Raw genomic sequence first — 25,327 nt, forward strand, 5'->3', positions numbered from 1 at the left:
GTGGCGATGGACTTCGGGATCGTGCTGCAGACCGACCCGCCCGCGCGGGACGTCGTGCGGCTGATGAAGGACGCCGAGGACGCCGGGTTCCGCTACGGCTGGACGTTCGACTCCTGCGTGCTGTGGCAGGAGCCGTTCGTCATCTACTCGGCGATCCTCGCGGCGACGTCGTCGCTGGTCGTCGGGCCGATGGTGACCAGCCCGGGGACGCGGGACTGGTCCGTCATGGCCTCGACGTTCGCCACGCTCAACGACATGTACGGCAACCGGACGGTCTGCGGCATCGGCCGCGGCGACTCCGCGCACCGGGTGGTCGGGAAGCCACCGTCCACTTTGGCCACCGTCCGCGACTGCATGCAGGTCGTGAAGGACCTCGCCGAAGGCCGCGCGGTGACGGTGAACGACAAGACCGTGCAGATCCCGTGGATCCGCAACGGGCGCCTGGAAATGTGGATGGCCGGGTACGGGCCGAAGGCACTGAAGACGGTCGGCGAGCACGCCGACGGCTTCATCCTGCAGTGCGCGGACCCGGCGATCGCGCGCTGGACGATCGGCGCGGTGCGCGACGCCGCCCGGGCCGCCGGCCGCGATCCCGGCGGCATCACGATCTGCGTCGCGGCCCCGGCGTACGTCGGCGACGACCTGGCGCACCAGCGCGAACAGCTGCGCTGGTTCGGCGGGATGGTCGGCAACCACGTCGCGGACCTGGTGGCGCGCTACGGGTCTTCCGGTGCGGTGCCCCGCGAACTGACCGACTACATCCGCGAACGGGAAGGCTACGACTACAGCCACCACGGCAAGGCGGGCAACCCGTCGACGGAGTTCGTCCCGGACGAGATCGTCGACCGCTTCTGCCTGCTGGGGCCGGCCTCCTCGCACGTGGAACGGCTGCAGGAGCTGGCGGAACTGGGCGTCGACCAGTTCTCGCTGTACCTGATGCACGACGACCGCGAGGCGACGCTGGCGTCCTACGGTTCGCAGATCATCCCGAAGCTCACCGCGTAGGGCCCGCCCTACCCCGGTTCCGGGGGCGCGCACCAGCGCGCCCCGGTCCCGGTGCCGGGACGATCGGGGTCATGAATTCTCCGAAACTCCGTGCTGCGCTGGTGCTGGGGGCCGCCGCGAGCGTGGTCGCCTTGAGCGCGCCCGCGGCCACGGCGAGCCCCACCGGAATCGTGTGGGAATCCGCGTGCGCCACCGGGTACCAGTGCGGCCACCTCGACGTCCCCCTGTCCTACCAGGACTCATCGGCCGGCACCGTGTCGATCGCCGTCGGCCGGTTGCCCGCCACCGACCAGGCCCACAAGCTGGGCACGATCTTCTACAACCCGGGCGGGCCCGGCTCGTCCGGCCGCTTCGCGCCTGCCCTGACGCCGTTCCTGCACGAGCGCTACGACATCGTGGGGTTCGACCCGCGCGGAGTCGGGGCCAGCTCGAAGATCCACTGCTTCACCGACCCTTCGCAGCTCGAGGTGCTCCAGCGGGCGCTCGGCACGTTCCCGCTCACCCGGGCCGCCGAGCAGCGGCAGATCGCGGACACCCGAACGGTCACCGACCTCTGCGAGCAGAACGCGGGTCCGCTGGCGAGTCACCTCTCCACCGGCACGATCGCGCGCGACCTGGACCGGCTGCGAGCGGCGTTAGGCGAGCCGAAGCTGCGGTACTACGGGAAGTCCTACGGCACCTACCTCGGCGAGACGTACGCCAACCTGTTCCCCGGCCGGGTGGGTTCCCTGGCGCTCGACGCGGTCGACGACCCGGTGCGCTGGGCGACCGGAACCGGACCGATGAGCTACCGGCTGCGCGGCTACGAGGACGGACCTCGCGCTCTCCAATCCTTTTCGGACGCCTGCGGGACGCGCTGCGCGTTCGACTACGACGCGATCCTGGATCGGCTGGAGTCGGGCCCGATCACGGTGACCGACACTTCGGGCAAGCAGACCAGCGTCACCTACCAGAGCGCGATCGCGCGGATCCACAACTACCTGACCGACGCGCAAGCCGCCCCGCAACTGGCCGCCTTCCTGACCGCGTTGGCCGATCCGGCGTCGCGCGCACCGGCGTCCGCGGGCGGCCCGCCGGACATCGACTCCCTGCTGGGCGGCGGCGCGACGCTGTGTTCGGACGCGGCGAACCCGCGCGATCCGGCCGTGTGGTGGGACTACGCGCAGCGCGCCGACCAGGTCGGCCGCGGCTTCGGCCCGTACGACGTCTACAAGACACTCCCCTGCGCCACGTGGGAGGTCTCGGACACCGGCCGGTACACCGGACCGTGGAACCGCCCGACCGCCCCGGTCCTGCTGCTCGCCAACCGCCAGGGCGACCTGGAAACGCCGTACGCCGGCGCCCGGCGGACCGAGAAGCTGCTCGGCAACGCGCGCCTGCTGACGCTCGACGCGTACGGCCACGGTGCGCGCGGCAAGAGCGCGTGCGCCGACGCCTGGCTCGACCGCTACTTCGGCACCGGCGCGGTGCCGGCCCCGGGCACGGTCTGCGCGCCGGACCGCGGTCCCTTCGACTGAAGGTACGCCATCGCCGCTTCGGGATCCCCGAGCCAGCCTTCGTAGTCGGCCGGGTTCTCGAAGAGGTGCGCGAACCGGTGCGCCACTTCGGGAACGCGCTGCGCGGTGTCCAAAGTGGCCAGGACGTGGTCCGCCGGCGGGGCCAGGAGGTCGTTGTTGAAGCGCGTCGCGTGCCGGGCGTGCCGCCAGTAACGGGCGAAGGCGTCGTGCATGAACTCTTCGTCGAACGGCCGGTCCGCCTGCTCGACGATGGCCTCCTGGTACGCCCGGGCCGCGCGGGCGGCCATGTTGGCGCCCTGGCCGCCGACCGGATCGTTGGTCACCGCGGTGTCGCCCATCGCGAGGACCTTCGCCCCGGACGGCAGGGTGCCCACCGGGTGCCGGACCACCGGCGTGATCCGGCCGTGCAGCAGGTCGACGGGCGCCGCCGGCCGGGCGTCGTCGAGCAGGGCGGCTTGCCACGGGTAGTGCGCGCGCAGCAGCTTCCGCGCGGTCTCGTAGTGCTGCTCGACGTCGGCGACCTCGTCCCAGACGTCCATCGGGCCGCCGGGCACGCCGAAGAAGCCGATGCCGTGCACGGGCCCGCGCACCGACAGCACGGGCAGCAGGAAGAACTCGCCGACCGGGGACATCCCGAACGTCAGACCGGGCACCGCGTCGAGTTCCCCGGCGACGTAAAGGATCCCGATCGCCCGCTGCGGCTCGCGGTAGGGCGACCGCTCGTCGTCGCGCGGGAAGAGCGCGTCGAACTGCGCGCCGCGCCCGGCCGCCACGATGAGCAGCTCGAACTCGCGCGCGCACTCGTCCAGCGCGTCCGGGGTGACCCGGCGGAACCGCAGCTCGCCACCGAGGCGCGCGAACTCCGCCAGCCAGTCCGCGACCTTGACGCGCTGGTCGACCGACTGCGCGGGCCGGTCGAGCCCCACGCGCCAGGACATCGCGGGTTCGGTTTCCACCCCCGCGGCGGCGAAGGAGACTTCCCGGATCGGCGGCGCTTCGGCGTCCCAGAAGTTGATGCCGAGCTCGCGTTCCCGCTGGAGCGCGGGCGCGAACAGGCACTGGTTGGAGACGAGCCGGCCGGCCCGCACTTCGTCCGCGGGCCGCTCGGCGAACACCGTGACGTCGTAGCCCCGCTGCCGCAGCCCGATGGCAAGGACCAATCCCGCTTGCCCCGCTCCGACGATCCCGATCCGCCGCATGGCCGCCCCTCCCGGAAACCCTGTTCCCCCAACGTACTCGTGACCGGGCGAGTTTCCTCGCCCGATCGGGCGGTCAGCGGTACGCGTCGTGCTCGGCCTCCTGCCGGACGGCTTCCAGCGCGGCGCGCAGCTGCGCGAGCCCGACGGAGCCGAGCGCCAGCCGGAGCGCCTGGGGCACGGCGGGCGTCGTCGCGAACGGCTCGGCGGTGGCGACCGCGACCCGCCGCCGCGCCAAGGCCGCGGCGATCCGGTCCGGGCGCGAATCGGGGGCCAGCGGCAGCCACAGGAAGTACGACGAGGGGTGCGCGATCAGGGGAAGCCCGTCGAGCACCTCGGCGGCGACGGCCTGCCGCTGCCGGGCGTCCGCGCGTTTCCGCCCTTCGAGGCGGTCGACGGTGCCGTCCTCGAGCCAGCGGCGGGCGATCTCGGCGGTCAGCGCGGGCGTGTTCCACGTCGTGGCCCGGATCGCGCGTTCGAATGAGGGCACGAGCGCGTCCGGCGCGGCGACGAACCCGAACCGCAGCCCGGTGGCGACGTTCTTCGACAGCCCGGACACGTACACGGTGGCTTCGGGCGCCAGCGCCGCGAGCGGCGGTGGCGCGTCCTCGGCGAGGTAGGCGTAGGAAGCGTCCTCGATGATCGTCAGCCCGTGCGCGCGGGCGATGGCGACGAGCCGCGCGCGGCGGGCGTCGTCGAGCACCCAGCCCAGCGGGTTGTGCAGGGTCGGCATCGCGTACACCGCGCGGACCCGGCGACGGCGGCACAGCCGGTCGAGGACGTCGAGGTCGGGCCCGGCCGCGGTCACCGGCAGCGGCGCCGGTTCCAGCCCGAGCGTGCGCGCGAGCATCCGGAACCCGGGGTAGGTGAGGGCGTCGACCGCGACGACGTCACCGGGCCGGAACAGGGTCATGGCCGTGACCGCGAGCCCGTGCTGAGCGCCGTCGACGATCAGCACGCGCTCCCGGCCGGCGTCGAGCCCCCGCCGCCGCAGGTGCCGCGCGACGGCGGCGCGGTCGTGGGCCCGCCCGCGGTGGGGCTGGTAGCGCAGCAGCGCGTCGAGGTCGCCGGCGGTGGCGAGGTCCCGCAGGGCCTGGCGCAGCAGATCGGCCTGCCCGGGCACGGCGGGGTGGTTGAAGCTGAGGTCGAGCGCATCGGCGGCGACGGACCGCTCGTCGGCGGCCTCGCCGGTGGCGGGATCGCGGACGAAGGTGCCCCGCCCCTGCTCGCAGCTCACGAGTCCCATCGCTTCGAGCTCGGCGTACACCCGGGACGCGGTGACGACGGCGATGCCCTGATCGGCGGCCAGGCGCCGGTGCGTGGGCAGCTTCGTCCCGGCGGGCAGGTGTCCGTCCCGGATCTGCTCGGCGAGGGCGTCGACGACGCCTTTGTACTTCGGTACGCGCCCCCTCCGGATTGTAGGCAGGACAATTCTTGGACTGTCCTGGATCGGCGGTCCTACCGTGGCGGGCATGCACACCGCGATCCTGACCTTCGACGGCTACAACGAACTCGACTCCCTGATCGCACTGGGCGTCCTCAACCGCGCGGGTTCGCGGGTGTCGATCGCCAGCCCGACCCCCGAAGTGACTTCGATGAACGGCGTGCGCCTGTACGCGATGACCGACCTCGAGCAGGCCCGCACCGCCGACGCGGTCATCATCGGGAGCGGCGTGCGCACTCGCGAGGTGGTGGAGGACGCGGCGATCATGGGGGTGTTGAGCCGCCTCGACCCGGCCCGCCAGCTCCTGGCGGCACAGTGTTCGGGAACGTTGGTGCTGGCGAAGCTGGGCCTGCTCGGCGGAGTGCCGGCGTGCACGGACCTCACATCGAAGCCGTGGGTGGTCGCGGCGGGCGTCGAGGTCCTGGACCAGCCGTTCTTCGCGCGCGGCAACATCGCAACGGCGGGCGGGTGCCTGGCTTCGGCGTACTTGGCGACGTGGGTGATCGCGCGGCTGCATGGGGTGGCGGCTGCGGAGAGCGCGATGCACTACGTCGCACCGGTCGGGGAGAAGGAGGAGTACGTCGCGCGGGCGATGGGCAATGTGACGCCGTACTTGGAGCCTGCGCTGAGGTAGCTCAGCCGCGTTTGGCCTTCCGGCGCCGTCGCCGCACGTCGAAGATCACGAGGGTGAGCAGCCCGAGGAAGGGGAGCTCGGTGACCAAGTTGCCGCCGAGCACGGTCGCGACCGAGTGATCGGGCCAGCCACCGGTCGCCGTGAGGCCGATCGAGCCGATGGCCGACAAGCCGAAGAACAAGGTCGCCAGCCACAGCGCGATGCGGAGGGCCCACATCCACGAAGTCCGGCCCTTCTCCTTGTAGGACTGGGCACGCACCTCCTTCGGGGTCATCGAGCCCCGAGGCCGGGCTGGCACGCCGGTCGGTTCGACCAGCCACTGGCTCAGCACGTTCACGTCGCCCGGCACCAACCCGCGCTGCACCAGCGAGGTCCAGACTTCGCGCAGCCCGGCCGAAAACCCGAGCACGTACGGCGGGGTCGGGGTGAAGTGCGATTCGAGGGTCTCCTCCGGAGCCGCGTAGGAGCCGAGGAGGTGGGCGATCGCCGGGAGCCAATCCGGCAGCACGGGAGCCTGCCCGGAAACGACTCCCCGCCAGTGCTCACGCCACGGCTTCAGCCAGCGCACGACGTCGAAACTGACCCGCATGGCTCCTTCGAGGACGTGCAACGGCAGCTTCTCCGCCAGCGAGGCCGCTTCGCGTTCACCGCGACGACGGTCGGCGAGCCGGGTTTCCTCGGACGACACCAGTGGAACGCCTGCGGCCCGAGCACCAGCCGGCTGAGCTGCTTCGGCCCCCTGGCTTCCCCGCACGGCTTCCGGAACGGCCACCGGCTCGGACTCGGCTCGAGCAGCCTCGTCGGAGCCGGTCTCCGCCAGTAGGCGGGCCGGCAGCCACGGCCCCTCGGAACGCACGCGCATCAAGGAAACCCGGCTCTTCCCGCCCGGACCGCGATAGCGAACGGCCAGGTGCACGGAGGACGATGAATCCTTCGAAAGCCGGCCATCGAGCACCTCCACGCTGTGCACCCGGCCTAGGACCGCGCTGCGCCCTGTGCGCACTTCGGTCGCCCACAGCGAGGCGTCCTCGGCCAGCGACAAGGTGTGCGCAGAGTCGATGGCGACCGTCGCCACGGGGTGCGAGCTCGGCAGCGTCCAGCGCCGGGGTTCGCCCGATTCCGGCACCAGGACGAAGTCCGGATCCCCGGCCACGACCAGCTCGGTGCCGTTCACCCATGTGGCACCGGTCGCGGCACCGGGCCGGTAGGGGATTCCGCGCTCCGCCCCGGGCCCGCCGTCGAGCGGGCTCATCGTGGCCGGGGCGTCGTGGTTCCGGCCGACCGACCCGGGATCGAAGCACCACACGGCTCCTCGACCGTCCGGCACGAGCTGGCTCCGCCCGCCCGCCGCCCCGCCGGCCGACACGACTCCCACCGCGCCGTTCGCGCAGCGCCCGACCCCGTGGGCCCGGTGTACCAGGATCCCGGTCCCGGAACGCACCGCGTTGCCGTCGCACCCGCTGACCGGTGCCGCCCAGGCGGCCGCCGCGCGCCCGAGGTCGACCGACAGCACGCCGTTCTCGGCCGTGACGAGAACCGTGCCGTCGTGGTCGGCCGAAACGCCCAGCCTGCCGGACTCGAAGTCGGCGGTGGCCGCCTCGACCCGAACGTGGTCCGCCGCCGCCCGGAAGTCCGGACGACCCGGCCCCGCGCGCCCACCGAAGTTCAGGTCCGGCACCGGCGCTTTCCGGTCGAGTAGAACGCGCAATGGCGTGTAAGCGCTTCCGTCGTAGGACGCCCGTGCGGTGACCAGATCCAGCAGTTCCGCCGGCGGGACGAACCCGCTGAGCATCGCCTCCCAGTGCTCCCGGTCCAGGAGGACCAGATCCAGCCGCCGTCCCTTGTCGATATCGGCGAGGGCGTGCTTGGTGTACCCGTCCATCGAAAGAAAAACGCCGGTCACACCTGCCATGCGTTGCTCGACTCGCCGCTGCAACTTCGCGATCGGGTCGAACGAAGCAGGTCCCTGCACCCATTTGGCTTCGAGGATGAAGTAGCGTCCCGCGTGCCTGAACACCACGTCGATTTCGCCGACGCTCCGCCGATCCGACTCGGCCTGGATCCCGAACGCCGTGAACAACTCGGCGATCAACCCGTTGAAGCGCTGACCGCGAGCCTGCGGACTCACTCCCGGGGGCAACTGAGCCAGCGTCGAGTATTCGCGGACCAACTTTCGCCAGTGGATCGGATCGTCGAGCACGGGTCACACCTTGCCCCATGATCGCTGCGACCAAAAGCGGTACCGGCTTGACCAGGTCGGCCGGTACTGCCCTTCACCCGAATGGACGCCCGCTCAGTCCAGCAGCGCCTGGTAAACCAGCTGCCGCAGCTGTGGCCGCAGCCGGTAAGTGCTCGACGGCAACAGCTGCGTGTAGAACCCGACCGTCAAATCCTCGTCCGGGTCCACCCAGAACGCCGTCGAAGCCGCCCCGCCCCACGCGAACTCCCCCGCCGATGACAGCGTCCGCGCCTTCACCGGGTCCTCCAGCACCGAGAACCCCAATCCGAAACCGTGGCCGTCGAACGGCATCTCCGCGAACAGCGGGCGGCCGAACGCCTCCAGGTCCACGTGTCCCGGCAGGTGGTTGCTCGCCATCAGGGAAACGGTCCGCGGGGACAGCAGCCGGACGCCGTCGAGTTCGCCGCCGCGGAGGAGCATTTCCGTGAAACGCCGATAGTCCGCCGCCGAGGACACCAGGCCGCCGCCGCCGGAAAGGCAGGCTGGGCGGGTTGTTCCCGCGCGGCTGAACGCCTCGTTGCGCACGGCGCGGCCCGAAGCCGGATCGCGGACGTACAGCGCCGCCAGGCGGGACAGCGAGGGGGCGGCGAAATCCGTGTCCGTCATGCCCAGCGGGGTGAAGATCCGCGACGAAAAGAACTCGTCCAGCGGAAGTCCCGAAACCACTTCGACGAGCCGTCCGAGCACGTCGGTCGCGATCGAGTAGTTCCATTCCGTGCCCGGCTGGAACAGCAGCGGCAGCGACGCCCACAAGCGGCTGCACTCCGCCAGGTCCGCGCCCGGCGGGGTCCCCCACTCGAAGCCCGCCGCCCGGTAGATCGCGTCCACCGGGTGGCCGTGGTGGAAGCCGTAGGTCAGGCCCGCCGTGTGCGTCAGCAGGTGCCACACGCGGATCGGCGATGTCGCCGGTTCGGTGACGGGCGCCAGCGCCGACCCCTTGACGAACACGCGCGGTGAAGCGAACTCCGGCAGCCAGCGCGAAATCGGGTCGTCCAGCTCCAGCAGGCCTTCCTCGGCGAGCATCATCGCCGCCACCGAGGTGATCGGCTTGGTCATCGAGAAGATGCGCCAGAGCGTGTCGGTTTCCACCGGGAGGTCCGCTTCGACGTCGCGGTGCCCGCCGCGGCCGATGTGCACGACGCGGCCGTGCCTGCTCACCACCGCGAGCCAGCCCGGCAACCGGCCGTCTTCGACATACCGGTCGAAGTGCGCGTCGAGCCGCTTCAGCCGGTCCGCGTCGAACCCGGCTTCGGCCGGGTCGACTTCCACCTTGAGTTCTGCCATGCGGCGAGGCTACTTCTCCCGCGCGCGTTCGGCCGCCTTCTCTTCACGCCACGCTTCGTCGTTCTTGCCGACACGCCAGTAGCCCGAGATCGACAGCAGCTCGCGCCGCAGGCCGCGCTCGTCGAGCAGGTACCGCCGCAGCTCCCGCACGAAGCCCGCTTCGCCGTGCACGAACGCCTGCACGACGCCGTCGCGCCACGGCAGCTCACGCACCGCCGAAGCGACGTCGCCGCCCGAGGCCCGGTGCAGCCAGGTGATCTGCGCGTCCGCCTTGGTGGCCAGCGGCTGCTCTTCGTCCGCGCTCTCGACGAGGATCACGGCGTGCGCCGGGACGCCGGCCGGGAGCGCTTCGAGCGAGGCCGCGATGGCCGGCAACGCGCTTTCGTCGCCCGCCAGCAGGTGCCAGTCCGCTTCGGTGCCCGGCGCGTAGGCGCCACCGGGACCGGACAGCAGCAGCTCGTCACCCGGCTGGGCGGAGGCCGCCCACGGGCCCGCGATGCCCTCGTCGCCGTGGTGGACGAAGTCGATGACGAGCTCGCCGGCCTGCGGGTCGAACGCCCGGACGGTGTAGGACCGCTGCCGCGGCCAGTGCTCCCGCGGCAGCGTCGCGCGGCACTCCTGGACGTCGAACGGCTCCGGGTACTCGACGCCGGGCACCTTGAACAGCACCTTCACGTAGGCGTCGGTGAACTCGTTCGGCGTGAAATCGGCGATGCCCTCGCCGCCCGCGACGATCCGGATCATGTGCGGGGTCAGCCGCTCGGTGCGCAGGACCCGCAGCCGCACCGCGGGACGCCCGGACCGTCGGGGTGCTTCAGCCATCGACCACTCCAATGCTAAGGCTTACCTAACTCAGCCTACGCGCCGATTCCGGCCCGCGCTTATCCAGGTGTACCCAGTTCTTCGAGCAACCGCGCGAACCCGGCGGCGGTCCGCGCCCGGAACCCGACGAAGAACCGGTTCGCGAGCGGTACTCCCCACCGCGCCCGCGAAGCCGCGTTGACCACCCGGTGCTCGACGCGGGCACCCGCCGGATCCGGCGTGACGCGGTACTCCCCGCGGTACCACCAGCCGCCCTGGACCGCGACGAACCCGCGCTCGCGGTCCGCGTCCATCCGCATCGGGTACGCGCCCCCGTTCAGCAGCCGCCGCAGCCGGTCGAACACCTCACCGGGCGGGCGCGCGACGACTCCCGAAGCCTCCGCAAGCGCTTTCACGACCGCGGATCCGAGACGCGCGTGTTCTGGAACGCCGTGATCAGCCACTCGCCGTCCTCCTGGACGAGCACGAAGGTGACGGTTGATTCGCGGCCTTCGTCCGTGGTGTCCGAACCGGTCACCGACGAGCCGCCGCCCACGACGGCGACCGCGACGTCCGGGCGGACGAACCGCACCTTCGCCGCCACGCCCGGTCGCCCGGTCAGCTTGATCCCCTTGAGCGGCCCTTCGAAGAGCGCGCGGTGCGAGCTCTCGATCCCGGCGCGGCCGGGGAAGTTGGCCCCGAAGAACGTCACGTAGTCGGCGTCTTCGGTGAAGAGCCGCCCGTACGCGGTCGCGTCCCCGTCGTTCCAGGCCTGGGTGAGCTTGCCGAGCACGGCGCGAACGTCGGCTTCGGCGGTGGTCGTGGTCATGGGATCCCCTTTACGAACGCTGTTCGTTTGACGAACACCGTTCTACTTACGAACAGCGTTCGCGTCAAGTACAGTGTTCGTGTGACCGTTCCCCCGCCGCCGTGGCGCAGCGCCCCGCGCCGCCGCGCCGCGAAACCCGCCCTGTCCCAGGACCTCGTCGTGAAGACGGCGCTGGAAGTCCTGGCGAAGGAGGGCTTCGACGCGGTCACCATGCGGCGGGTCGCGCAGGAACTCGAGACCGGGCCCGCGTCGCTCTACGCGCACGTCTCCAACAAGGACGAGCTGGCCGAGCTGATGCTCGACGCCGTCCTCGCCGACGTGCCGCTGCCGGACCCGGACCCGGCCCGCTGGGACGAGCAGGTCAAGGACCTCGTCCGCGCGCAGATCCGGGTGATGGTCGCCCACCCCGGGATCGCGCGCGTGGCGTGGGACATCGCCGTGCCGGTCACGCCGAGCTCGCTGCGCCAAGGCGAGGCGATGCTCGCCCTGCTCCGCGCCGGCGGCCTCGAACTCAAGCAGGCGACCTTCGCGGGCGACGCGCTTTCCCTCTACGCGAAGGCGTACGCGTACGAAGCCAGCGGCTGGACCTGGGGCGACATCGACCAAGCCGAGACGGCGAAACGCGGCGAGCAGATGGTGGCCTACATGCGCTCACTGCCCGCCGAGGCGTTCCCGAACATGCTGCGCATCGGCGAGTTCTTCTCCGCCGAAACCGCCGCCGAACGCCTCGAGTTCGCCCTCGACACCTACCTCGCCGGCCTCAAGGTGCTCGCCGCGAAGAACGCTTAGGGCCGCAGCACGATCTTGCCGCGCGTGTGCCGCCGTTCCAGCTCGCGGTAGGCGGCCCGGACCTCGTCCAGCGGGTAGACGCGGGCCACAGGCAGGGTCAGCAACCCCTTGTCCAGCAACAAGCCCAGCTCCCGCAGGATTTCGGCCGACGAACCGGCCGCGTTGCCGTCGGTCTTGACGTTGTACTTCCCCGCCGCCTCGAAGTCGATGATCGTGTCGATCCGCCCGGGGTGGATGCCCAGGTGCAGAGCCAGTTCCACGTACCCGGAGCCGAACGTGTCGACGAACGCGTGCACGCCGTCCGGCGCGGCTTCCCGGATCCGCTCGAGAACGCCTTCGCCGTAGGACACCGGGACGACGCCGAGCTCGCGCAGCCACTCGTGGTTCGCCTCGCCCGCGAGGCCGATCACCGTGGCGCCGGCCAGCTTCGCCAGCTGGACCGCGAGCGACCCCACGCCGCCCGCCGCACCCGAAACGACGACCGTCTCCCCCTCGCGCGGGCACACCGCGCCCACCGCCGCGTACGCGGTCGTCCCGGCGACGAAGAGCGCGCCGGCGACTTCCCACGGCAGGCCGGCGGGCTTCGGGGTGAGGTTCTCCGCCTCCGCCACGACGAAGTCGGCGTGGCTGGAGCGGGTGTCGACGAACCCGATCACCTCGTCGCCGACGGCGATCTCCTCGACGCCGTCGCCGAGCTCGGCGACCACGCCGGCGAAGTCGCTGCCCTGGCCGGAGGGGAACGTCGCCGGGTAGCGGTCGTGCAGGAAGCCGCGCCGGATCGACGCCTCGCCGGGGTTGATCCCGGCGGCGCGCACCTCGACGAGCACCTGCCCCCGTCCCGGCACCGGCCGCGGCACGTCCTCGACCCGGAGGACCTCCACGTCGCCGTACTCGTCGAACCTGATCGCGCGCGCCATGAGGCCTCCTCGAAAGTCGTTGCTGAATACAAGCAACGACCGGGCCCCGCCGTTGATTCCCGTCAGCCGGCAAGCCGCCGGACGACGCCGTCCGCCAGCAGGCGCCCGCGGTCGGTGAGCACCGCGCGGCCCCGGGTGTCCAAAGCGGACGGGTCGAGCAGGCCTTCCGCCGCGGCCGCGCGGGCTTCGGCGAGCCCGGGCTCGTCGAGGACGTCGAGCGGCAGCCCTTCGGCGACGCGGAGTTCGAGCATGATCCGCTCGAGGTGCTGGTCGTCGTCGGTGAGCACTTCACGCCCGCCGGCCGGCGAATCGCCGCCGGCGAGCAGTGCGGCATAGCGGGCCGGGTGCTTGACGTTCCACCAGCGCACGCCGCCGACGTGGCTGTGCGCGCCCGGGCCGGCGCCCCACCAGTCGTCCCCGCGCCAGTAGCCGAGGTTGTGGCGGCAGCGGGCCGCGTCCGATGCCGCCCAGTTCGACACCTCGTACCAGCGCAGCCCCGCCGCCGTCAGCGCGGCGTCGATCATCTCGTAGTCCGCGGCCAGCACGTCGTCGTCCGGGGCGGGCAGCTCGCCGCGGCGCACGCGGCGCGCCAGCGCGGTGCCCTCCTCGACGATCAACGCGTACGCCGACACGTGGTCGACGCCGGCGGCCAGCACGGCGTCGAGGGTGGCGAGGAGGTCGTCCGGGCGTTCTCCCGGCGTGCCGTAGATCACGTCGAGGTTCACGTGGTCGAACCCGGCCGCGCGCGCTTCGGCGGCGGCCCGGCCCGGCCGGCCCGGCGTGTGCACGCGGTCGAGGATCTTCAGCACGTGCGGCGCGGCCGACTGCATGCCCAGCGAAACGCGGGTGTAGCCCGCTTCGCGGATCCCGGCGAAGAACTCCGGCGACGTCGACTCCGGGTTCGACTCCGTCGTCACCTCGGCGCCCGGCGCGAGCCCGAAGACGTCGCGGACGGCGTCGAGGACCGACGCGAGCCCGTCGGCGCCGAGCAGCGACGGGGTGCCGCCGCCGACGAACACGGTGTCGGCGGCCGGCGGCACGACCAGCACGCGCGCGGCCAGCTCCAGCTCGCGCCGCAGCCCTTCGAGCCAGGACTGCGGCGACGAGCCGGAGTCCAGCTCGCCCGCGGTGTAGGTGTTGAAGTCGCAGTACCCGCAGCGCGTCGCGCAGAACGGGACGTGCACGTACACCCCGAACGCTCTGCTGCCGAGCCCGTCCAGCGCGCTCTCCGGCAACGCCGGATCGATCGGGGTCGCGGGGTCGGGACGCAGTGCGGGCACGCCCCGATTGTCCCCTACGAAGCCGGGAGGTTCGCCGCCGCCCACTCGGGGTCGACGGGGATCATTTCGATGACGTCGAGCAGCACGCCGTCCGGGTCCGCGACGTAGAAGTGCCGCTGCCCGTAGACCTCGTCGACGAGCGGCACGACGAGCTCGACGCCCGCCGCCTCGAGCCGCTCGGCCTCGGCCGCCGCGTCCTCGACGACGAGCCCGAACATCACCCCCGTCGTCTCGGCCGCCCGGTAGCCCTCCGGCACCGAAGCGTGGCCGCGCTGCACGAAGCTGATCTCGTAGCCGGGCGCACCGGCGTTGACGCTGGCGAACCAGTCCAGCTCGACGGTGACCGGCAGCCCGATCACGTCAGCGTAGAAGCGGGTGGTCGCGGCGACGTCGTCGACCAGGTACCCCGCCCCGAAACCCTTGACCTGCATCCCCAGTTTCCTCTCTCCAAACCACTGTGCTCGAAGTACTCTACATGTAGTGGTTTGAACGGCGCAAGAGTCCGCACGCAGCACGGTTGACACGATTTTCGCAGGTGAGTGACGCTTCTCCCAGCATGCGGTCAGGCCTGGACCACATTGTGGACACGTGGCACGCTCACGTCGTGACTCATGCCGGTGTCTTCCTGGTGGCCCGCCGCCACGTCGACCTCGTGCGCGTCGCGAGCGCCCTCTGCGCACCCGTTCGCTGACTCCCGTCGCCACCACCTGCCACGAAATCGGACAGCCCCCTCGGAGGAGGCCGCCATGGCCACGCCCACGCGTCAGACCCCCGCCCGACCCGCGCGCGCGAAGCAGAAGCGCGGTGAAGGGCAGTGGGCGCTCGGTTACCGGGAGCCGCTGAACCCCAACGAGCGGTCGAAGAAGGACGACCACCCGCTCAACGTGCGGGCGCGGATCGAAAACATCTACGCCCACCGGGGATTCGACGCCATCGACCCGGGTGACCTGCGCGGCCGGTTCCGCTGGTTCGGCCTGTACACCCAGCGCAAGCCGGGGATCGACGGCGGCCGCACCGCGACCCTGGAGCCCGAAGAGCTCGACGACCGCTACTTCATGCTGCGGGTCCGGCTCGACGGCGGCGCGCTGACCACCGCGCAGCTGACCGTGCTCGGCGAGATCTCGCAGCAGTACGCGCGCGACACCGCCGACATCACCGACCGGCAGAACATCCAGTACCACTGGATCCGGATCGAGGACGTCCCCGCGATCTGGGCCAAGCTCGAGAACGCCGGCATGACCACGATGGAAGCCTGCGGCGACAGCCCCCGTGTCATCCTCGGCTCGCCGGTCGCGGGCATCGCGGCCGCCGAGGTGATCGACGGGACTCCGGCGATCGACGAGATCAAGCGCCGCTACATCGGCAAGCCGGAGTTCGCCAACCTGCCGCGCAAGTTCAAGACCGCGATCTCCGGCCAGCCGGACGTCGCGCACGAGATCCACGACATCGCGTTCGTCGGCGTGGACCACCCAGAGCACGGGCCGGGCTTCGACCTCTGGGTCGGCGGCGGCCTGTCCACCAACCCGATGCTCGGCCAGCGCCTCGGCGCGTGGGTGCCGCTGGACGAGGTCCCGGACGTCTGGGAAGGCGTCATCTCGATCTTCCGCGACTACGGCTACCGGCGGCTGCGCTCCCGCGCCCGGATCAAGTTCCTGGTCAAGGACTGGGGCGCGGAGAAGTTCCGCCAGGTGCTGCAGGACGAGTACCTCAAGCGCGAGCTGATCGACGGCCCGCCGCCGGCCGACCCCGCCGTCCCGATCGACCACGTCGGGGTGCACCCGCAGGTCGACGGCACCTTCTACGTCGGCGCCGCGCCGATCGCCGGCCGGTCCTCCGGCGGCACGCTGGTCGCCGTCGCCAAGGCGGCCGAGCGCGCCGGGTCGGGCCGCGTGCGGCTCACCCCGCAGCAGAAGCTCGTCGTGCTCGACGTCCCCGAGGCCCAGGTCGCGACGCTCTCGGCCGAGCTGTCCGAGCTGGGGCTGGAGACGAAGCCGTCGGTGTGGCGGCGCGGCGTGATGGCCTGCACCGGGCTGGAGTTCTGCAAGCTCGCCATCGTCGAGACGAAGGCACGCGCGCAGCAGCTCGTCGCGGACCTCGAGAAGTCGCTGGCGGACATCCAGAAGGACCTCGACACGCCGGTGAGCGTGCACCTCAACGGCTGCCCGAACTCCTGTGCGCGGATCCAGACCGCGGACATCGGCCTCAAGGGCCAGATCGTCACCGACGCCGACGGCAACCAGGTCGAGGGCTTCCAGGTGCACCTGGGCGGCGGCCTCGGCCTCGACGCCGGGTTCGGCCGGAAGCTGCGCGGGCACAAGGTGACCTCGGGCGAGCTGACCGGGTACGTCGAGCGGGTCGTGCGCAACTACGTGGCCGGGCGCGAACCCGGCGAACGGTTCGCGCAGTGGGCCGCCCGCGCCGAGGAAAGCGCCCTCCAGTGACCGAGCGAGCGGCTCCGTACTACTGCCCGTACTGCGGTGACGAGGACCTGCGGCCGGAAGAGAACGGCGGGTGGCTGTGTTCTGCCTGTCGCCGGGTCTTCTCGGTCAAGTTCCTCGGCCTGTCCCTCCCGGAGGTTTCCCGATGACCGCCACCGCCGACTACAAGACCCTCGCCGAGCGCGCGTCCGAGGAGCTCGCGGACGCCACCGCCGACGAAGCGATCCGCTGGACCGTCGACACGTTCGGCGACGACTTCATCGTCGCGTCCAACATGCAGGACGCCGTGCTCATCGACCTCGCCACGAAGGTGAAGTCCGATGTGGACGTGCTCTTCCTCGAAACCGGCTACCACTTCCCGGAGACCCTCGGCACGCGCGATGCCGTGCAGACGGTCTACCCGGACGTGAAGATCGTGAACGCCCAGGCCGAGCAGAGCGTGGCCGAGCAGGACGCGGAGTACGGCGCGAAGCTGCACGACCGCGACGCCACGCTGTGCTGCAACCTGCGCAAGGTCGTGCCGCTGCGCAAGACGCTGGCGAACTACTCGGCGTGGATCACCGGCGTCCGCCGGGTCGACGCGCCGACCCGCGCGAACACCCCGATCGTCACCTGGGACGACCGCAACGGCCTGGTGAAGGTCAACCCGATCGCGGCGTGGACCGACGACGAGTTCAACGGCTACATCCGCGAGCACGGGATCCTGGAGAACCCGCTCGTTTCGATCGGCTACCTCTCGATCGGGTGCGCGCCCTGCACGGCTCGCGTGGAGCCGGGCCAGGACCCGCGCAGCGGGCGCTGGGCGGGTCAGTCGAAGACCGAGTGCGGACTGCACGGCTGAGGAAGGGACGCATGACGACTCTGGAGCCCGCCACCGACGCGGCACAGGACAACCTGGCCGCTCTCGAATCCGAGGCCATCCACATCTTCCGCGAAGTGGCGGGCGAGTTCGACCGGCCGGTGATCCTCTTCTCCGGCGGCAAGGACTCGACGCTGCTGCTGCACCTGGCGATCAAGGCGTTCTGGCCGGCGCCGGTGCCGTTCCCGCTGCTGCACGTGGACACCGGGCACAACTTCGACGAGGTCATCGAGTTCCGCGACCGCGTCGTCGAGCGGCACGGGCTGCGCCTGGTCGTCGCGAAGGTCCAGGACTGGATCGACGACGGGCGCCTCGAAGAGCGCTCCGACGGGATGCGCAACCCGCTGCAGACCACGCCGCTGCTCGACACCATCGCCGAGAACAAGTTCGACGCCGTCTTCGGCGGCGGCCGCCGCGACGAGGAGCGTGCCCGGGCGAAGGAGCGGATCTTCAGCCTGCGCAACGCCTTCGGCCAGTGGGAGCCGCGGCGGCAGCGGCCCGAGCTGTGGAACCTCTACAACGGCAGGCACCGCCCCGGCGAGCAGGTGCGCGTCTTCCCGCTGTCCAACTGGACCGAGGCCGACGTCTGGAACTACATCGCCCGCGAGAAGGTCGAGCTGCCGTCGATCTACTACGCGCACCGGCGCGAGGTCTACCTGCGCGACGGGATGCTGCTGGCCGAAGGCCCGTGGGGCGGTCCCCGTCCCGGCGAAGAGGTGCGCGAGCTGACCGTGCGGTACCGGACCGTCGGCGACGGCTCGTGCACCGGCGCGATCGAGTCCGACGCCGCCACCGTCGAAGACGTCATCGCCGAGGTGTCCGCGTCGCGGCTCACCGAGCGCGGCGCGACCCGCGCCGACGACCGGATGTCCGAAGCGGCCATGGAAGACCGCAAGCGTGAGGGGTACTTCTGATGAGCTCGCTGTTGCGCCTGGCCACGGCCGGGAGCGTCGACGACGGCAAGTCCACCCTGGTCGGCAGGCTGCTGTACGACACGAAGTCGGTGCTCGCCGACCAGCTCGACGCCGTCACCCGCGCGTCCGTCGACAAGGGACTGTCCACTCCGGACTTGTCGCTGCTCGTCGACGGGCTGCGCTCGGAGCGCGAGCAGGGCATCACCATCGACGTCGCCTACCGGTACTTCGCCACGCCGAAGCGGTCGTTCGTGCTGGCCGACACGCCGGGGCACGTGCAGTACACGCGCAACACGGTGACCGGCGCGTCCACCGCGCAGCTGGCGGTGCTGCTGGTCGACGCGCGCAAGGGCGTGATCGAGCAGACCCGGCGGCACGCGGCCGTGCTGGCCCTGCTGGGCGTGCCGCAGCTGGTGCTGGCGGTGAACAAGATCGACCTGGTCGACTACGACGAGGCGACCTTCACGGTGATCGCCGAGGAGTTCGCCGAGCACGCCGAGTCGCTGGGCTACGCGCGCGGCTCGGTGCTCGCGATCCCCGTTTCGGCGCTGGAGGGCGACAACGTCGCCAGCCGGTCGGAGCGGACGCCGTGGTACAGCGGCCCGAGCCTGCTGGAGCACCTGGAGGACGTGCCGGTCGCCCCCGACCCGCACGACTCCGCGCTGCGGTTCCCGGTGCAGTACGTGATCCGCCCGCGCACGGCGGAGTACCTGGACTACCGCGGCTACGCGGGCCAGATCGCCGCGGGCACGGTCCGCCCGGGCGACGAGATCGTCGTGCTGCCGCAGGGCATCCGCAGCCGCGTCGAACGCATCGACACCGCCGACGGCCCGCTCGCGGAGGCCGGCGCCGGGACGTCGGTGACACTGCTGCTGACCGACGACATCGACATCTCCCGCGGCGACCTGATCGCGGCCGCGGAAGCGCCGCCGAAGGTCACCGACGAGATCACCGGCACGCTGTGCTGGCTGTCGTCGAAGCCGCTGAAGCCGGGCGCGCGCGTCCTGGTCAAGCACGGCACCCGCACGGTGCAGGCGCTGGTCGACGAGCTGCACGCGCGGTTCGACGAGCAGACGTTGTCCAGTGTGGACGGCCCGGCCACGCTGGAGCTCAACGACATCGGCCGCGTCACGCTGCGGCTGGCCGAGGAGCTGGGGGTCGACGACTACGGCGTCAGCCCGCGCACCGGCGCGTTCCTGGTGATCGACCCGAAGGACGGCGACACGCTGGCCGCCGGCCTGGTGGGCGAGCGCTTCTCGTGACGCCACCCCTGGTCGCCGTCGCGCACGGCAGCCGCGACCCCCGCTCGGCGGCGACCGTGCGGGCGCTCGTGGACGTCGTGCGCGCGCAGGCGCCGGGTATCGAAGTGCACGAGTCCTTTTTGGACCTGTCGGCGCCGCTCGTCACGGACGTCCTGCGAGGGCTCTATTCGGACGGCCACCGCGCGGCGGTCGTGGTGCCGTTGCTGCTGGGCAGCGCTTTCCACGCGCGGGTGGACCTGCCCGCGCTGATCGAGGCGGTCGTGGCCGAGTGCCCCGGCTTCCACATCCAGGTGTCGGACGTGCTCGGCGCGGACCCGGCCCTGGAGGCGGTGGCCCTGGACCGGCTGGCCTCGGCTTCTCACCGCCGGGGCGCGGGCGTGCTGCTGAGCGCGGTCGGCTCGTCGAACGCTTCCGCGAACGCGGTCGTCGCTTCGCTCGCCGCGCGCTGGGAGGAGCGGCTGGGCGTCCCGGTGAGCGAGGCCTTCGCGTCCGCCACCCAGCCGGACATCCCCGCGGCCGCCGCCCGGCTGCACGAGCGGGGCGTGCGGCACCTGATCGTCGCATCGTGGTTCCTCGCGCCCGGCCTGCTGCCGGACCGGATCGCCCGGCTGGCCCTGGAGGCCGACCCGAAAGCGTTCATCGCGAAGCCGCTGGCGGACGACCCGCGCGTGGCGGACGTGGTGATCAGCCGGTACGCGTCCGCGGTGAGCGGATTGCTCCGCCAGTACGCCTAGGGCGGGAAGGTGCGGCAGGCTTCGCGCCTGCGACCTAGAGATCAGAAGGTTCTTGCTCGACCACCGGTGCGCGAAGCCCGCTCGGGCATCTGACTACGGATCAGAAGGACCGGGGTTCGGATCCATCCGGGCACTCGCTGACGGAGACAGGTCGCGTCAAGGAGGCAGCGTCGACGGCGAAGTGCCCATGCGCAAGGCTCCCTTGCCACTTGGAGGACCAGAGAAGCGCCGGCCGCCAGCACTAGACAATCCGTGAGCGTGGCGAGCAAACAAGCCCTGTCGACGCTGGGCGCGTCCAACTTGCGGCGTGAACGACGACCGAACCGGCGGCGCTTCGCCCCCCCCCCGGGCCAGCACGGATCAGACCTGCTCCCAGTACGCACTTCGGGAAGGACATCTGAGCCACTGTCCGTACCCCAGAACAGCAGGTCAGCGGCGCCACCACCGCCAAAAGGCGAGTCTTATTCACATTTGCCGTCACCCCGCGTGCATGGGAACGGTAAATCCTTGACGCGCTAGTTAACTTGCCGGTAACTATCTAAGCGCTGCGCAGCTTTCTCCCTCCCCTCTTGAAACCGCAGGTAGGTGGATACAGATGAAAGCTCTTCACCTTTCCCGGCTCGCCGCTCTGACCGCGGCCGCCGCCCTTCCGATCGCCCTCGCCGCCCCGGCGTCGGCGGCCACCACCGTCACCTTCGACTGCCAGGCCGATGCCCCGATCGTCGGCCCGCAGAAGGTGTCGCTGAACCAGGACGCGGACGTCACCGCGCCCGCCACGGTCGCCCCCGGCGGCGCGTTCGACGTCGTCATCGACCCGGCACCGAACACCGTGCCCGGCGACGTGAGCGGGAACAAGGTCAAGAACATCAACACCTTCGCGCTCAAGTTCCCGATCCCGGCGAACTCCACCTACGTCGGCGCCGACCTCGCCGGCGGGTCCGGCCTCGGCAGCACGGCACCGACCATCGCGGTCGCGAACGGCGTCGCGACGCTCAGCTTCCCCGGCCCGATCGCGGGCGGCGCGACCTTCGAGCTGCCGACGATCACCGCGCACCTGACGGCCGGCCAGTCGGGCACCATCGAGACGAAGCTGTCCGGGACCAGCTACAGCGACCCGGGCCTGACCTTCAAGGCGGTGGCGAGCAGCATCATCGGCGACGTCACCGCGCCGACGGCCTGCTTCCCCAACCCCAGCCCCGTCTTCACCACGACGACCATCGGCTGATTTCCCCGGCCACCCTGCGGGTTCCGCCCGTAGGGTGGCCGCATGGGGAACTTCGAACTCGCTCAGGTCAACATCAGCCGGATGAAGGCACCGCTGGACGACGAGTCCTTCCGGGACTTCGTCGACGCGCTCGAGCCGGTCAACGCGATCGCCGACCGCGCGCCGGGCTTCGTCTGGCGCCTGCAGACCGAGGACGGCGACGCCACCTCGGTCCGCGCCTTCGAATGGGACGTCCGCGGCACGTCCGGGATCCTGGTCAACATGTCCGTGTGGACGTCGGTCGAGGCGCTGGCGGACTTCGTGTTCTCCGGCGAGCACCTGGCCGTCCTCAAGCGCCGCCGCGAATGGTTCCACCGCGTCCAGGACGTGATGACCGCGCTGTGGTGGGTGCCCGCCGGGTACCGGCCGACGACCGCGGACGCCGAAGCGAAGATCAAGCACCTGCGCGTCCACGGCCCGACCCCGGAGGCGTTCACGCTCAAGCAGCACTTCTCGCCCACCGCCGGCGCCCGCGAGGGTGACCCCGGCTGGCTGTGCCCCGCGTAACACCGGCGCCGCGCGGCGAGTGTGCAAGGGTGACGGGCATGGCTGACGAACTGGTGCACTACGACGTGGTGGGCGGCACCGCCACGATCACCCTGGACTCCCCGCACAACCGCAACGCGCTGTCGGCGCAGCTGCGCCGCGAACTGTCGGCCGCGCTGGCCGCCGCGGCCGCCGACGACGCCGTCCGCGTGATCGTCCTGACCCACACCGGCCCGGTGTTCTGCGCGGGGATGGACCTCAAGGAAGCCCGCGGCGGCAGCGCGGGCGACCAGGGCGTCAACGAGTTCCCGAAGATCCTCGAGCAGCTGTGGACCAGCCCGAAGCCGGTCGTCGCCCGCCTGGCCGGCCCCGCCCGCGCCGGCGGCATCGGCATGGTGGCGGCGTGCGACATCGCCGTCGCGGTCCCGGAAGCGACGTTCGCCTTCTCCGAGGTCCGCATCGGCGTGGTCCCGGCGATCATCTCCCTGACGGTCCTCCCCCGCCTGAACCCGCGGGCGGCCCACGAGCTGTTCCTGACCGGCGACACGTTCGACGCCCGCCGCGCGGTGGAGATCGGCCTGCTCAACTCGGCGGTCCCGGCGTCCGAACTGGACACCGAGGTCACGCGCTTCGTCAAGGCACTCGCGGCGGGCGGCCCGAAGGCGCTGGCCGAAACGAAGGCCCTGCTGAGCCGCCCCCGGTACGCGACGCCGTCGGAGGGCTTCGAGGAGATGCTCGGCCTGTCGGCGAAGTTCTTCGCCGGCGAGGAAGGCCAGGAGGGCATCCTGGCCTTCGCCCAGAAGCGCAAGCCGAACTGGGTCCCGCAGGACTGAAGCACCCCAATGTGGCGTTGGTTGCGTCCAGCGCACCCAATGTGGCGTTCGGTGCGTCCAACGCACCGAACGCCACATTGGGGCGCATGAGCCGGGACGTCACGAACGGCTGAATTCTGGCCAATTGCGTCACCAACGGACCGTTCGCGGCGCCCTGAGCTGGCCTTTTGCCGACCGGTTCGAGGATCCTCCAAGCGTGAAGAGGGGAATCTGGGCGCGGCACCCGCTGGTTGCCGGCCACACAAACACTCCGGACGTCGTGCGAACAGCCGAGCTCGAAGAGATCGGCATGCAACGCAGCAGCGTCTATCGCCGCTGCCTGCCCGGCGGTCCATGGCGGCGGTTGTTGCCGGGAATCATTTTGCTGCACCCGGCAGAACCGACTGATGAACAGCGCTTGCAGGCCGCACTGATCCGCGGTGGTGGCGCCGCGGTACTCACCGGGCTCTGGGCACTGCGAAGACAGGGACTTCAGGAATTTCCGGAGCCCACCGACGTGCACATCCTCGTCCCGGATGAGCGTGAGATCACCAGCTGCGGCTTCGTCCTCGTCGAACGGACGACCCGGCTACCCGACCCGGTCACGCGAGACGGTCTGCCCGTCGCGCCGGTCTACCGCGCAGCGCTCGATGCGGCGCGCCGCATCCGGGATTTCGACGCCGTGCAGGCATTGCTTGCCGAGGCAGTACAACGCAGGCGTTGCACACCGGAGCAACTCGAGAAGGAGCTCCGCCTCGGCAGCCAACGGGGTTCGGCGCTGGCTCGGCGAGCTCTACAAGCGATCCTCGGCGGTGCGGAATCGGTTGCCGAAGCCGAAGCGTGGGAGATCTGGAAACTCGCCGGGCTGCCACCGGCCGAATGGAACGTCCGGGTCTTCGACGAGCACGGCGAGTTCATCGCCAAGCCGGACGCCTGGTGCGACGACGTCGCGTTCGCCTGGGAGATCGACTCACGCAAGTGGCACAGCGAGGGGACCGGTTACTCCGACACCCTCGCCCGAAACGCCCGCTACACGGCAGCGGGGATCACCTTCCTCCAGACGTTGCCGATCCACCTGCGCACCGAGCCGGACCGGGTGATCGCCGACCTGCGCGCGGCCTACGCTGTCGCGCAACGACGTCCGCGTCCTCCCGTGGCCCGACACCCGTAGCGCGCGAAAGCACCCCAATGTGGCGTTGGTTGCGTCCAGCGCACCCAATGTGGCGTTCGGTGCGTCTGACGCACCGAACGCCACATTGGGGTGCTTGGGACTAAGCCGGCACGCGGGCCTGCTTGTGCGGCAGCGGGAGCAGTGCGAGCAGGCCCGCCACCGCGCCGCACGCCGCGGCCGCGAAGTAGACCGGGCGCAGACCTCCGGCCTGGTAAGCGATTCCCAGCACCGCGACGCCGAGCGTCTGGCCGAACTGGCGGGTCGTCGTCAGGATCCCGGCCGCCATCCCGGCCCGGCCCGGGGGTGCCGCGGCCGCGATCGCCGCGCCTGTCGCCGGGCCCGCGATGCCGACGCCGATGCCCGTCACCGCGAGGCCCGCCGGGACGCCGGCGACCAGCAAGAGGACGCAGCCGAGCGCGCCCAGCAAAACCCCGGCGCCCAGCAGGAGCCGCGGTGGGAAGCGGTGCAAGAAGCGTCCCAGCAGCGTGGAAGTCAGGAACGACGCCACGGCCAGCGGCGCCAGCGCGAGACCGGCCTCGACCGGCGACGAAGGACCCAGCCACAGGGAAACGTAGACCAGCGCCGCGAACGTGAGCGTCGACGCCGCCGCGCAGGCGACCAGCGTCGTGAACCCGCGGTCGCGGAACAACCTCAGGTCCAGCAACGGATCCGGGCGCCGCTCGACGACGCCGAACACCGCGAACGCGACCGCCGAAACGCCCAGCGCCCCGAGCGTCACCGGCGACGTCCAGTGCCCCGAGTCGCCGAGGGTGAGCCCGTGCACCAGGCTCGCCGCCGCCACCGCGAACCACGCCGCACCCGCGAGGTCGAAGCGGCCGCGCCGGGCCGGGACGTCCCGCCGGATCGCGGCCACGGCGAACACCGCCGTCGCCGACGCCAGCGGCACGTTGACGAAGAAGATCGCCGGCCAGCCGAAGTACTCGGTCAGCACGCCGCCCACCAGCGGCCCCGCCGCCGCGCCGAGGCCGCTGACCGCGAAGAAGACGCTGATCGCCGTCCCGCGGGCACGTCCTTCGTAAGACGCGGTCAGCACCGCGAAGCCGGTCACCGCCAGCGCCGCCCCGCCGATCGCCTGCACCCCGCGCGCGGCGATCAGCGTCCCGATGTCCGGCGCCAGCCCGCACGCCGCCGACGCCGCCCCGAACACGGCCAGTCCGGCTACGAACACCCGCCGCGCACCCCGGCGGTCGGCGAGCGAACCCGCCGCGAGCATCAGCACCGCCAGGACCAGCGTGTAAACGTCCGGTACCCACTGCAGCTGCCCCACCGACGCCGTCAGATCGGCGCCGATCCGGGGCAGCGCCACCGTCACGACGGTCGTGTCCAGCAGGAACAGGAACGAACCCGCACAGACCGCGATCAACGGCCACCACTTGCGCATCGAAACTCCCTTCGGTTGGCCCGAAGGGTGCGGTCGCGGCGCCGATCACC

At 71.3% G+C, this 25,327-nt stretch carries 26 protein-coding genes; 15 read left to right on the forward strand and 11 right to left on the reverse strand.

Annotated elements, in window-relative coordinates; genetic code table 11:
• The first annotated feature begins 6 nt into the window (after positions 1 to 6).
• Complete coding sequence (locus AB5J73_RS45955; RefSeq protein ID WP_370966118.1) at positions 7 to 1,005, forward strand: TIGR03842 family LLM class F420-dependent oxidoreductase; 999 nt, start codon at positions 7 to 9, stop codon at positions 1,003 to 1,005.
• Between the two features lie 71 nt (positions 1,006 to 1,076).
• Positions 1,077 to 2,522, forward strand: a complete 1,446-nt coding sequence (locus AB5J73_RS45960; protein WP_370966121.1) for an alpha/beta hydrolase — start codon at positions 1,077 to 1,079, stop codon at positions 2,520 to 2,522.
• Here AB5J73_RS45960 and AB5J73_RS45965 read toward each other — a convergent pair.
• Complete coding sequence (locus tag AB5J73_RS45965; RefSeq protein ID WP_370966124.1) at positions 2,453 to 3,721, reverse strand: styrene monooxygenase/indole monooxygenase family protein; 1,269 nt, start codon at positions 3,719 to 3,721, stop codon at positions 2,453 to 2,455. The two genes, AB5J73_RS45960 and AB5J73_RS45965, sit on opposite strands and share 70 nt — an antisense overlap.
• 73 nt (positions 3,722 to 3,794) lie before the next feature.
• On the reverse strand, positions 3,795 to 5,192 hold the full coding sequence (locus AB5J73_RS45970) for a PLP-dependent aminotransferase family protein (RefSeq protein ID WP_370966127.1): 1,398 nt from the start codon (positions 5,190 to 5,192) through the stop codon (positions 3,795 to 3,797).
• Between AB5J73_RS45970 and AB5J73_RS45975 the strand changes: the two genes are divergently transcribed.
• Complete coding sequence (locus tag AB5J73_RS45975) at positions 5,191 to 5,796, forward strand: DJ-1/PfpI family protein (protein ID WP_370966129.1); 606 nt, start codon at positions 5,191 to 5,193, stop codon at positions 5,794 to 5,796. The two genes, AB5J73_RS45970 and AB5J73_RS45975, sit on opposite strands and share 2 nt — an antisense overlap.
• A gap of 1 nt (position 5,797) precedes the next feature.
• Here the strand turns inward: AB5J73_RS45975 and AB5J73_RS45980 are convergent, their stop codons facing one another.
• From AB5J73_RS45980 to AB5J73_RS46000, 5 genes are all read right to left on the reverse strand, one after another.
• Complete coding sequence (locus AB5J73_RS45980; RefSeq protein ID WP_370966131.1) at positions 5,798 to 7,996, reverse strand: restriction endonuclease; 2,199 nt, start codon at positions 7,994 to 7,996, stop codon at positions 5,798 to 5,800.
• Between the two features lie 93 nt (positions 7,997 to 8,089).
• A complete protein-coding gene (locus tag AB5J73_RS45985) occupies positions 8,090 to 9,319 on the reverse strand; it encodes a serine hydrolase domain-containing protein (RefSeq protein ID WP_370966134.1) in 1,230 nt (409 codons plus the stop codon).
• A gap of 9 nt (positions 9,320 to 9,328) precedes the next feature.
• Positions 9,329 to 10,141: a siderophore-interacting protein gene (locus AB5J73_RS45990; RefSeq protein ID WP_370966136.1), complete on the reverse strand. Its 813-nt coding sequence runs from the start codon at positions 10,139 to 10,141 to the stop codon at positions 9,329 to 9,331.
• Positions 10,142 to 10,200: 59 nt separating this feature from the next.
• Positions 10,201 to 10,536, reverse strand: a complete 336-nt coding sequence (locus AB5J73_RS45995; RefSeq protein ID WP_370966139.1) for a hypothetical protein — start codon at positions 10,534 to 10,536, stop codon at positions 10,201 to 10,203.
• On the reverse strand, positions 10,533 to 10,949 hold the full coding sequence (locus tag AB5J73_RS46000) for an SgcJ/EcaC family oxidoreductase (protein ID WP_370966141.1): 417 nt from the start codon (positions 10,947 to 10,949) through the stop codon (positions 10,533 to 10,535). Before AB5J73_RS46000 ends, AB5J73_RS45995 begins: the two co-directional genes overlap by 4 nt.
• Before the next feature lie 171 nt (positions 10,950 to 11,120).
• On the opposite strand from AB5J73_RS46000, the gene AB5J73_RS46005 reads away from it, so the two are divergent.
• A complete protein-coding gene (locus AB5J73_RS46005) occupies positions 11,121 to 11,738 on the forward strand; it encodes a TetR/AcrR family transcriptional regulator (RefSeq protein WP_370973541.1) in 618 nt (205 codons plus the stop codon).
• On the opposite strand, the gene AB5J73_RS46010 is transcribed toward AB5J73_RS46005, so the two are convergent.
• From AB5J73_RS46010 to AB5J73_RS46020, 3 genes are all read right to left on the reverse strand, one after another.
• A complete protein-coding gene (locus tag AB5J73_RS46010; protein WP_370966143.1) occupies positions 11,735 to 12,655 on the reverse strand; it encodes an NADP-dependent oxidoreductase in 921 nt (306 codons plus the stop codon). The genes AB5J73_RS46005 and AB5J73_RS46010 overlap by 4 nt on opposite strands.
• 62 nt (positions 12,656 to 12,717) lie before the next feature.
• Positions 12,718 to 13,935 carry a radical SAM family heme chaperone HemW gene (gene hemW, locus AB5J73_RS46015; protein WP_370966145.1) on the reverse strand — a complete coding sequence of 406 codons (1,218 nt, stop codon included), beginning with the start codon at positions 13,933 to 13,935 and terminating at the stop codon, positions 12,718 to 12,720.
• A 14-nt stretch (positions 13,936 to 13,949) separates the two neighbouring features.
• Complete coding sequence (locus AB5J73_RS46020) at positions 13,950 to 14,366, reverse strand: VOC family protein (protein WP_370966147.1); 417 nt, start codon at positions 14,364 to 14,366, stop codon at positions 13,950 to 13,952.
• A gap of 125 nt (positions 14,367 to 14,491) precedes the next feature.
• Between AB5J73_RS46020 and AB5J73_RS46025 the strand changes: the two genes are divergently transcribed.
• From AB5J73_RS46025 to AB5J73_RS46075, 11 genes are all read left to right on the forward strand, one after another.
• Positions 14,492 to 14,626 (forward strand): putative leader peptide, encoded by a 135-nt coding sequence (locus tag AB5J73_RS46025; protein WP_370973542.1) that lies wholly within the window; start codon positions 14,492 to 14,494, stop codon positions 14,624 to 14,626.
• 55 nt (positions 14,627 to 14,681) lie between these two features.
• Positions 14,682 to 16,376 (forward strand): nitrite/sulfite reductase, encoded by a 1,695-nt coding sequence (locus tag AB5J73_RS46030; protein ID WP_370966150.1) that lies wholly within the window; start codon positions 14,682 to 14,684, stop codon positions 16,374 to 16,376.
• Positions 16,373 to 16,522 carry an Insertion element protein gene (locus tag AB5J73_RS46035; RefSeq protein ID WP_086860657.1) on the forward strand — a complete coding sequence of 50 codons (150 nt, stop codon included), beginning with the start codon at positions 16,373 to 16,375 and terminating at the stop codon, positions 16,520 to 16,522. The genes AB5J73_RS46030 and AB5J73_RS46035 overlap by 4 nt, the downstream gene beginning before the upstream one ends.
• Positions 16,519 to 17,214, forward strand: coding sequence for a phosphoadenylyl-sulfate reductase (locus AB5J73_RS46040; protein ID WP_370966153.1), 696 nt, complete (start codon positions 16,519 to 16,521; stop codon positions 17,212 to 17,214). The genes AB5J73_RS46035 and AB5J73_RS46040 overlap by 4 nt, the downstream gene beginning before the upstream one ends.
• Positions 17,215 to 17,225: 11 nt before the next feature.
• Complete coding sequence (cysD, locus tag AB5J73_RS46045) at positions 17,226 to 18,146, forward strand: sulfate adenylyltransferase subunit CysD (RefSeq protein WP_370966156.1); 921 nt, start codon at positions 17,226 to 17,228, stop codon at positions 18,144 to 18,146.
• Positions 18,146 to 19,408, forward strand: a complete 1,263-nt coding sequence (locus tag AB5J73_RS46050) for a sulfate adenylyltransferase subunit 1 (RefSeq protein WP_370966159.1) — start codon at positions 18,146 to 18,148, stop codon at positions 19,406 to 19,408. The genes cysD and AB5J73_RS46050 overlap by 1 nt, the downstream gene beginning before the upstream one ends.
• Positions 19,405 to 20,142 carry a sirohydrochlorin chelatase gene (locus AB5J73_RS46055; protein WP_370966161.1) on the forward strand — a complete coding sequence of 246 codons (738 nt, stop codon included), beginning with the start codon at positions 19,405 to 19,407 and terminating at the stop codon, positions 20,140 to 20,142. Before AB5J73_RS46050 ends, AB5J73_RS46055 begins: the two co-directional genes overlap by 4 nt.
• A 595-nt stretch (positions 20,143 to 20,737) precedes the next feature.
• Positions 20,738 to 21,367 carry a cyclase gene (locus AB5J73_RS46060; RefSeq protein WP_370966163.1) on the forward strand — a complete coding sequence of 210 codons (630 nt, stop codon included), beginning with the start codon at positions 20,738 to 20,740 and terminating at the stop codon, positions 21,365 to 21,367.
• Between the two features lie 42 nt (positions 21,368 to 21,409).
• On the forward strand, positions 21,410 to 21,913 hold the full coding sequence (locus AB5J73_RS46065) for a DUF3291 domain-containing protein (RefSeq protein ID WP_370966165.1): 504 nt from the start codon (positions 21,410 to 21,412) through the stop codon (positions 21,911 to 21,913).
• A gap of 38 nt (positions 21,914 to 21,951) precedes the next feature.
• On the forward strand, positions 21,952 to 22,725 hold the full coding sequence (locus AB5J73_RS46070; protein ID WP_370966167.1) for an enoyl-CoA hydratase family protein: 774 nt from the start codon (positions 21,952 to 21,954) through the stop codon (positions 22,723 to 22,725).
• 364 nt (positions 22,726 to 23,089) lie between these two features.
• Positions 23,090 to 23,875 carry a hypothetical protein gene (locus AB5J73_RS46075; protein ID WP_370973544.1) on the forward strand — a complete coding sequence of 262 codons (786 nt, stop codon included), beginning with the start codon at positions 23,090 to 23,092 and terminating at the stop codon, positions 23,873 to 23,875.
• Positions 23,876 to 23,975: 100 nt separating this feature from the next.
• Here AB5J73_RS46075 and AB5J73_RS46080 read toward each other — a convergent pair whose 3' ends face one another.
• The gene (locus AB5J73_RS46080; RefSeq protein ID WP_370966170.1) at positions 23,976 to 25,277 is read right to left on the reverse strand and encodes an MFS transporter; all 1,302 of its coding nucleotides are present in this window, start codon (positions 25,275 to 25,277) and stop codon (positions 23,976 to 23,978) included.
• Positions 25,278 to 25,327: the final 50 nt, after the last annotated feature.

Source organism: Amycolatopsis sp. cg9 (assembly GCF_041346945.1).
Classification (GTDB): Bacteria; Actinomycetota; Actinomycetes; order Mycobacteriales; family Pseudonocardiaceae; genus Amycolatopsis.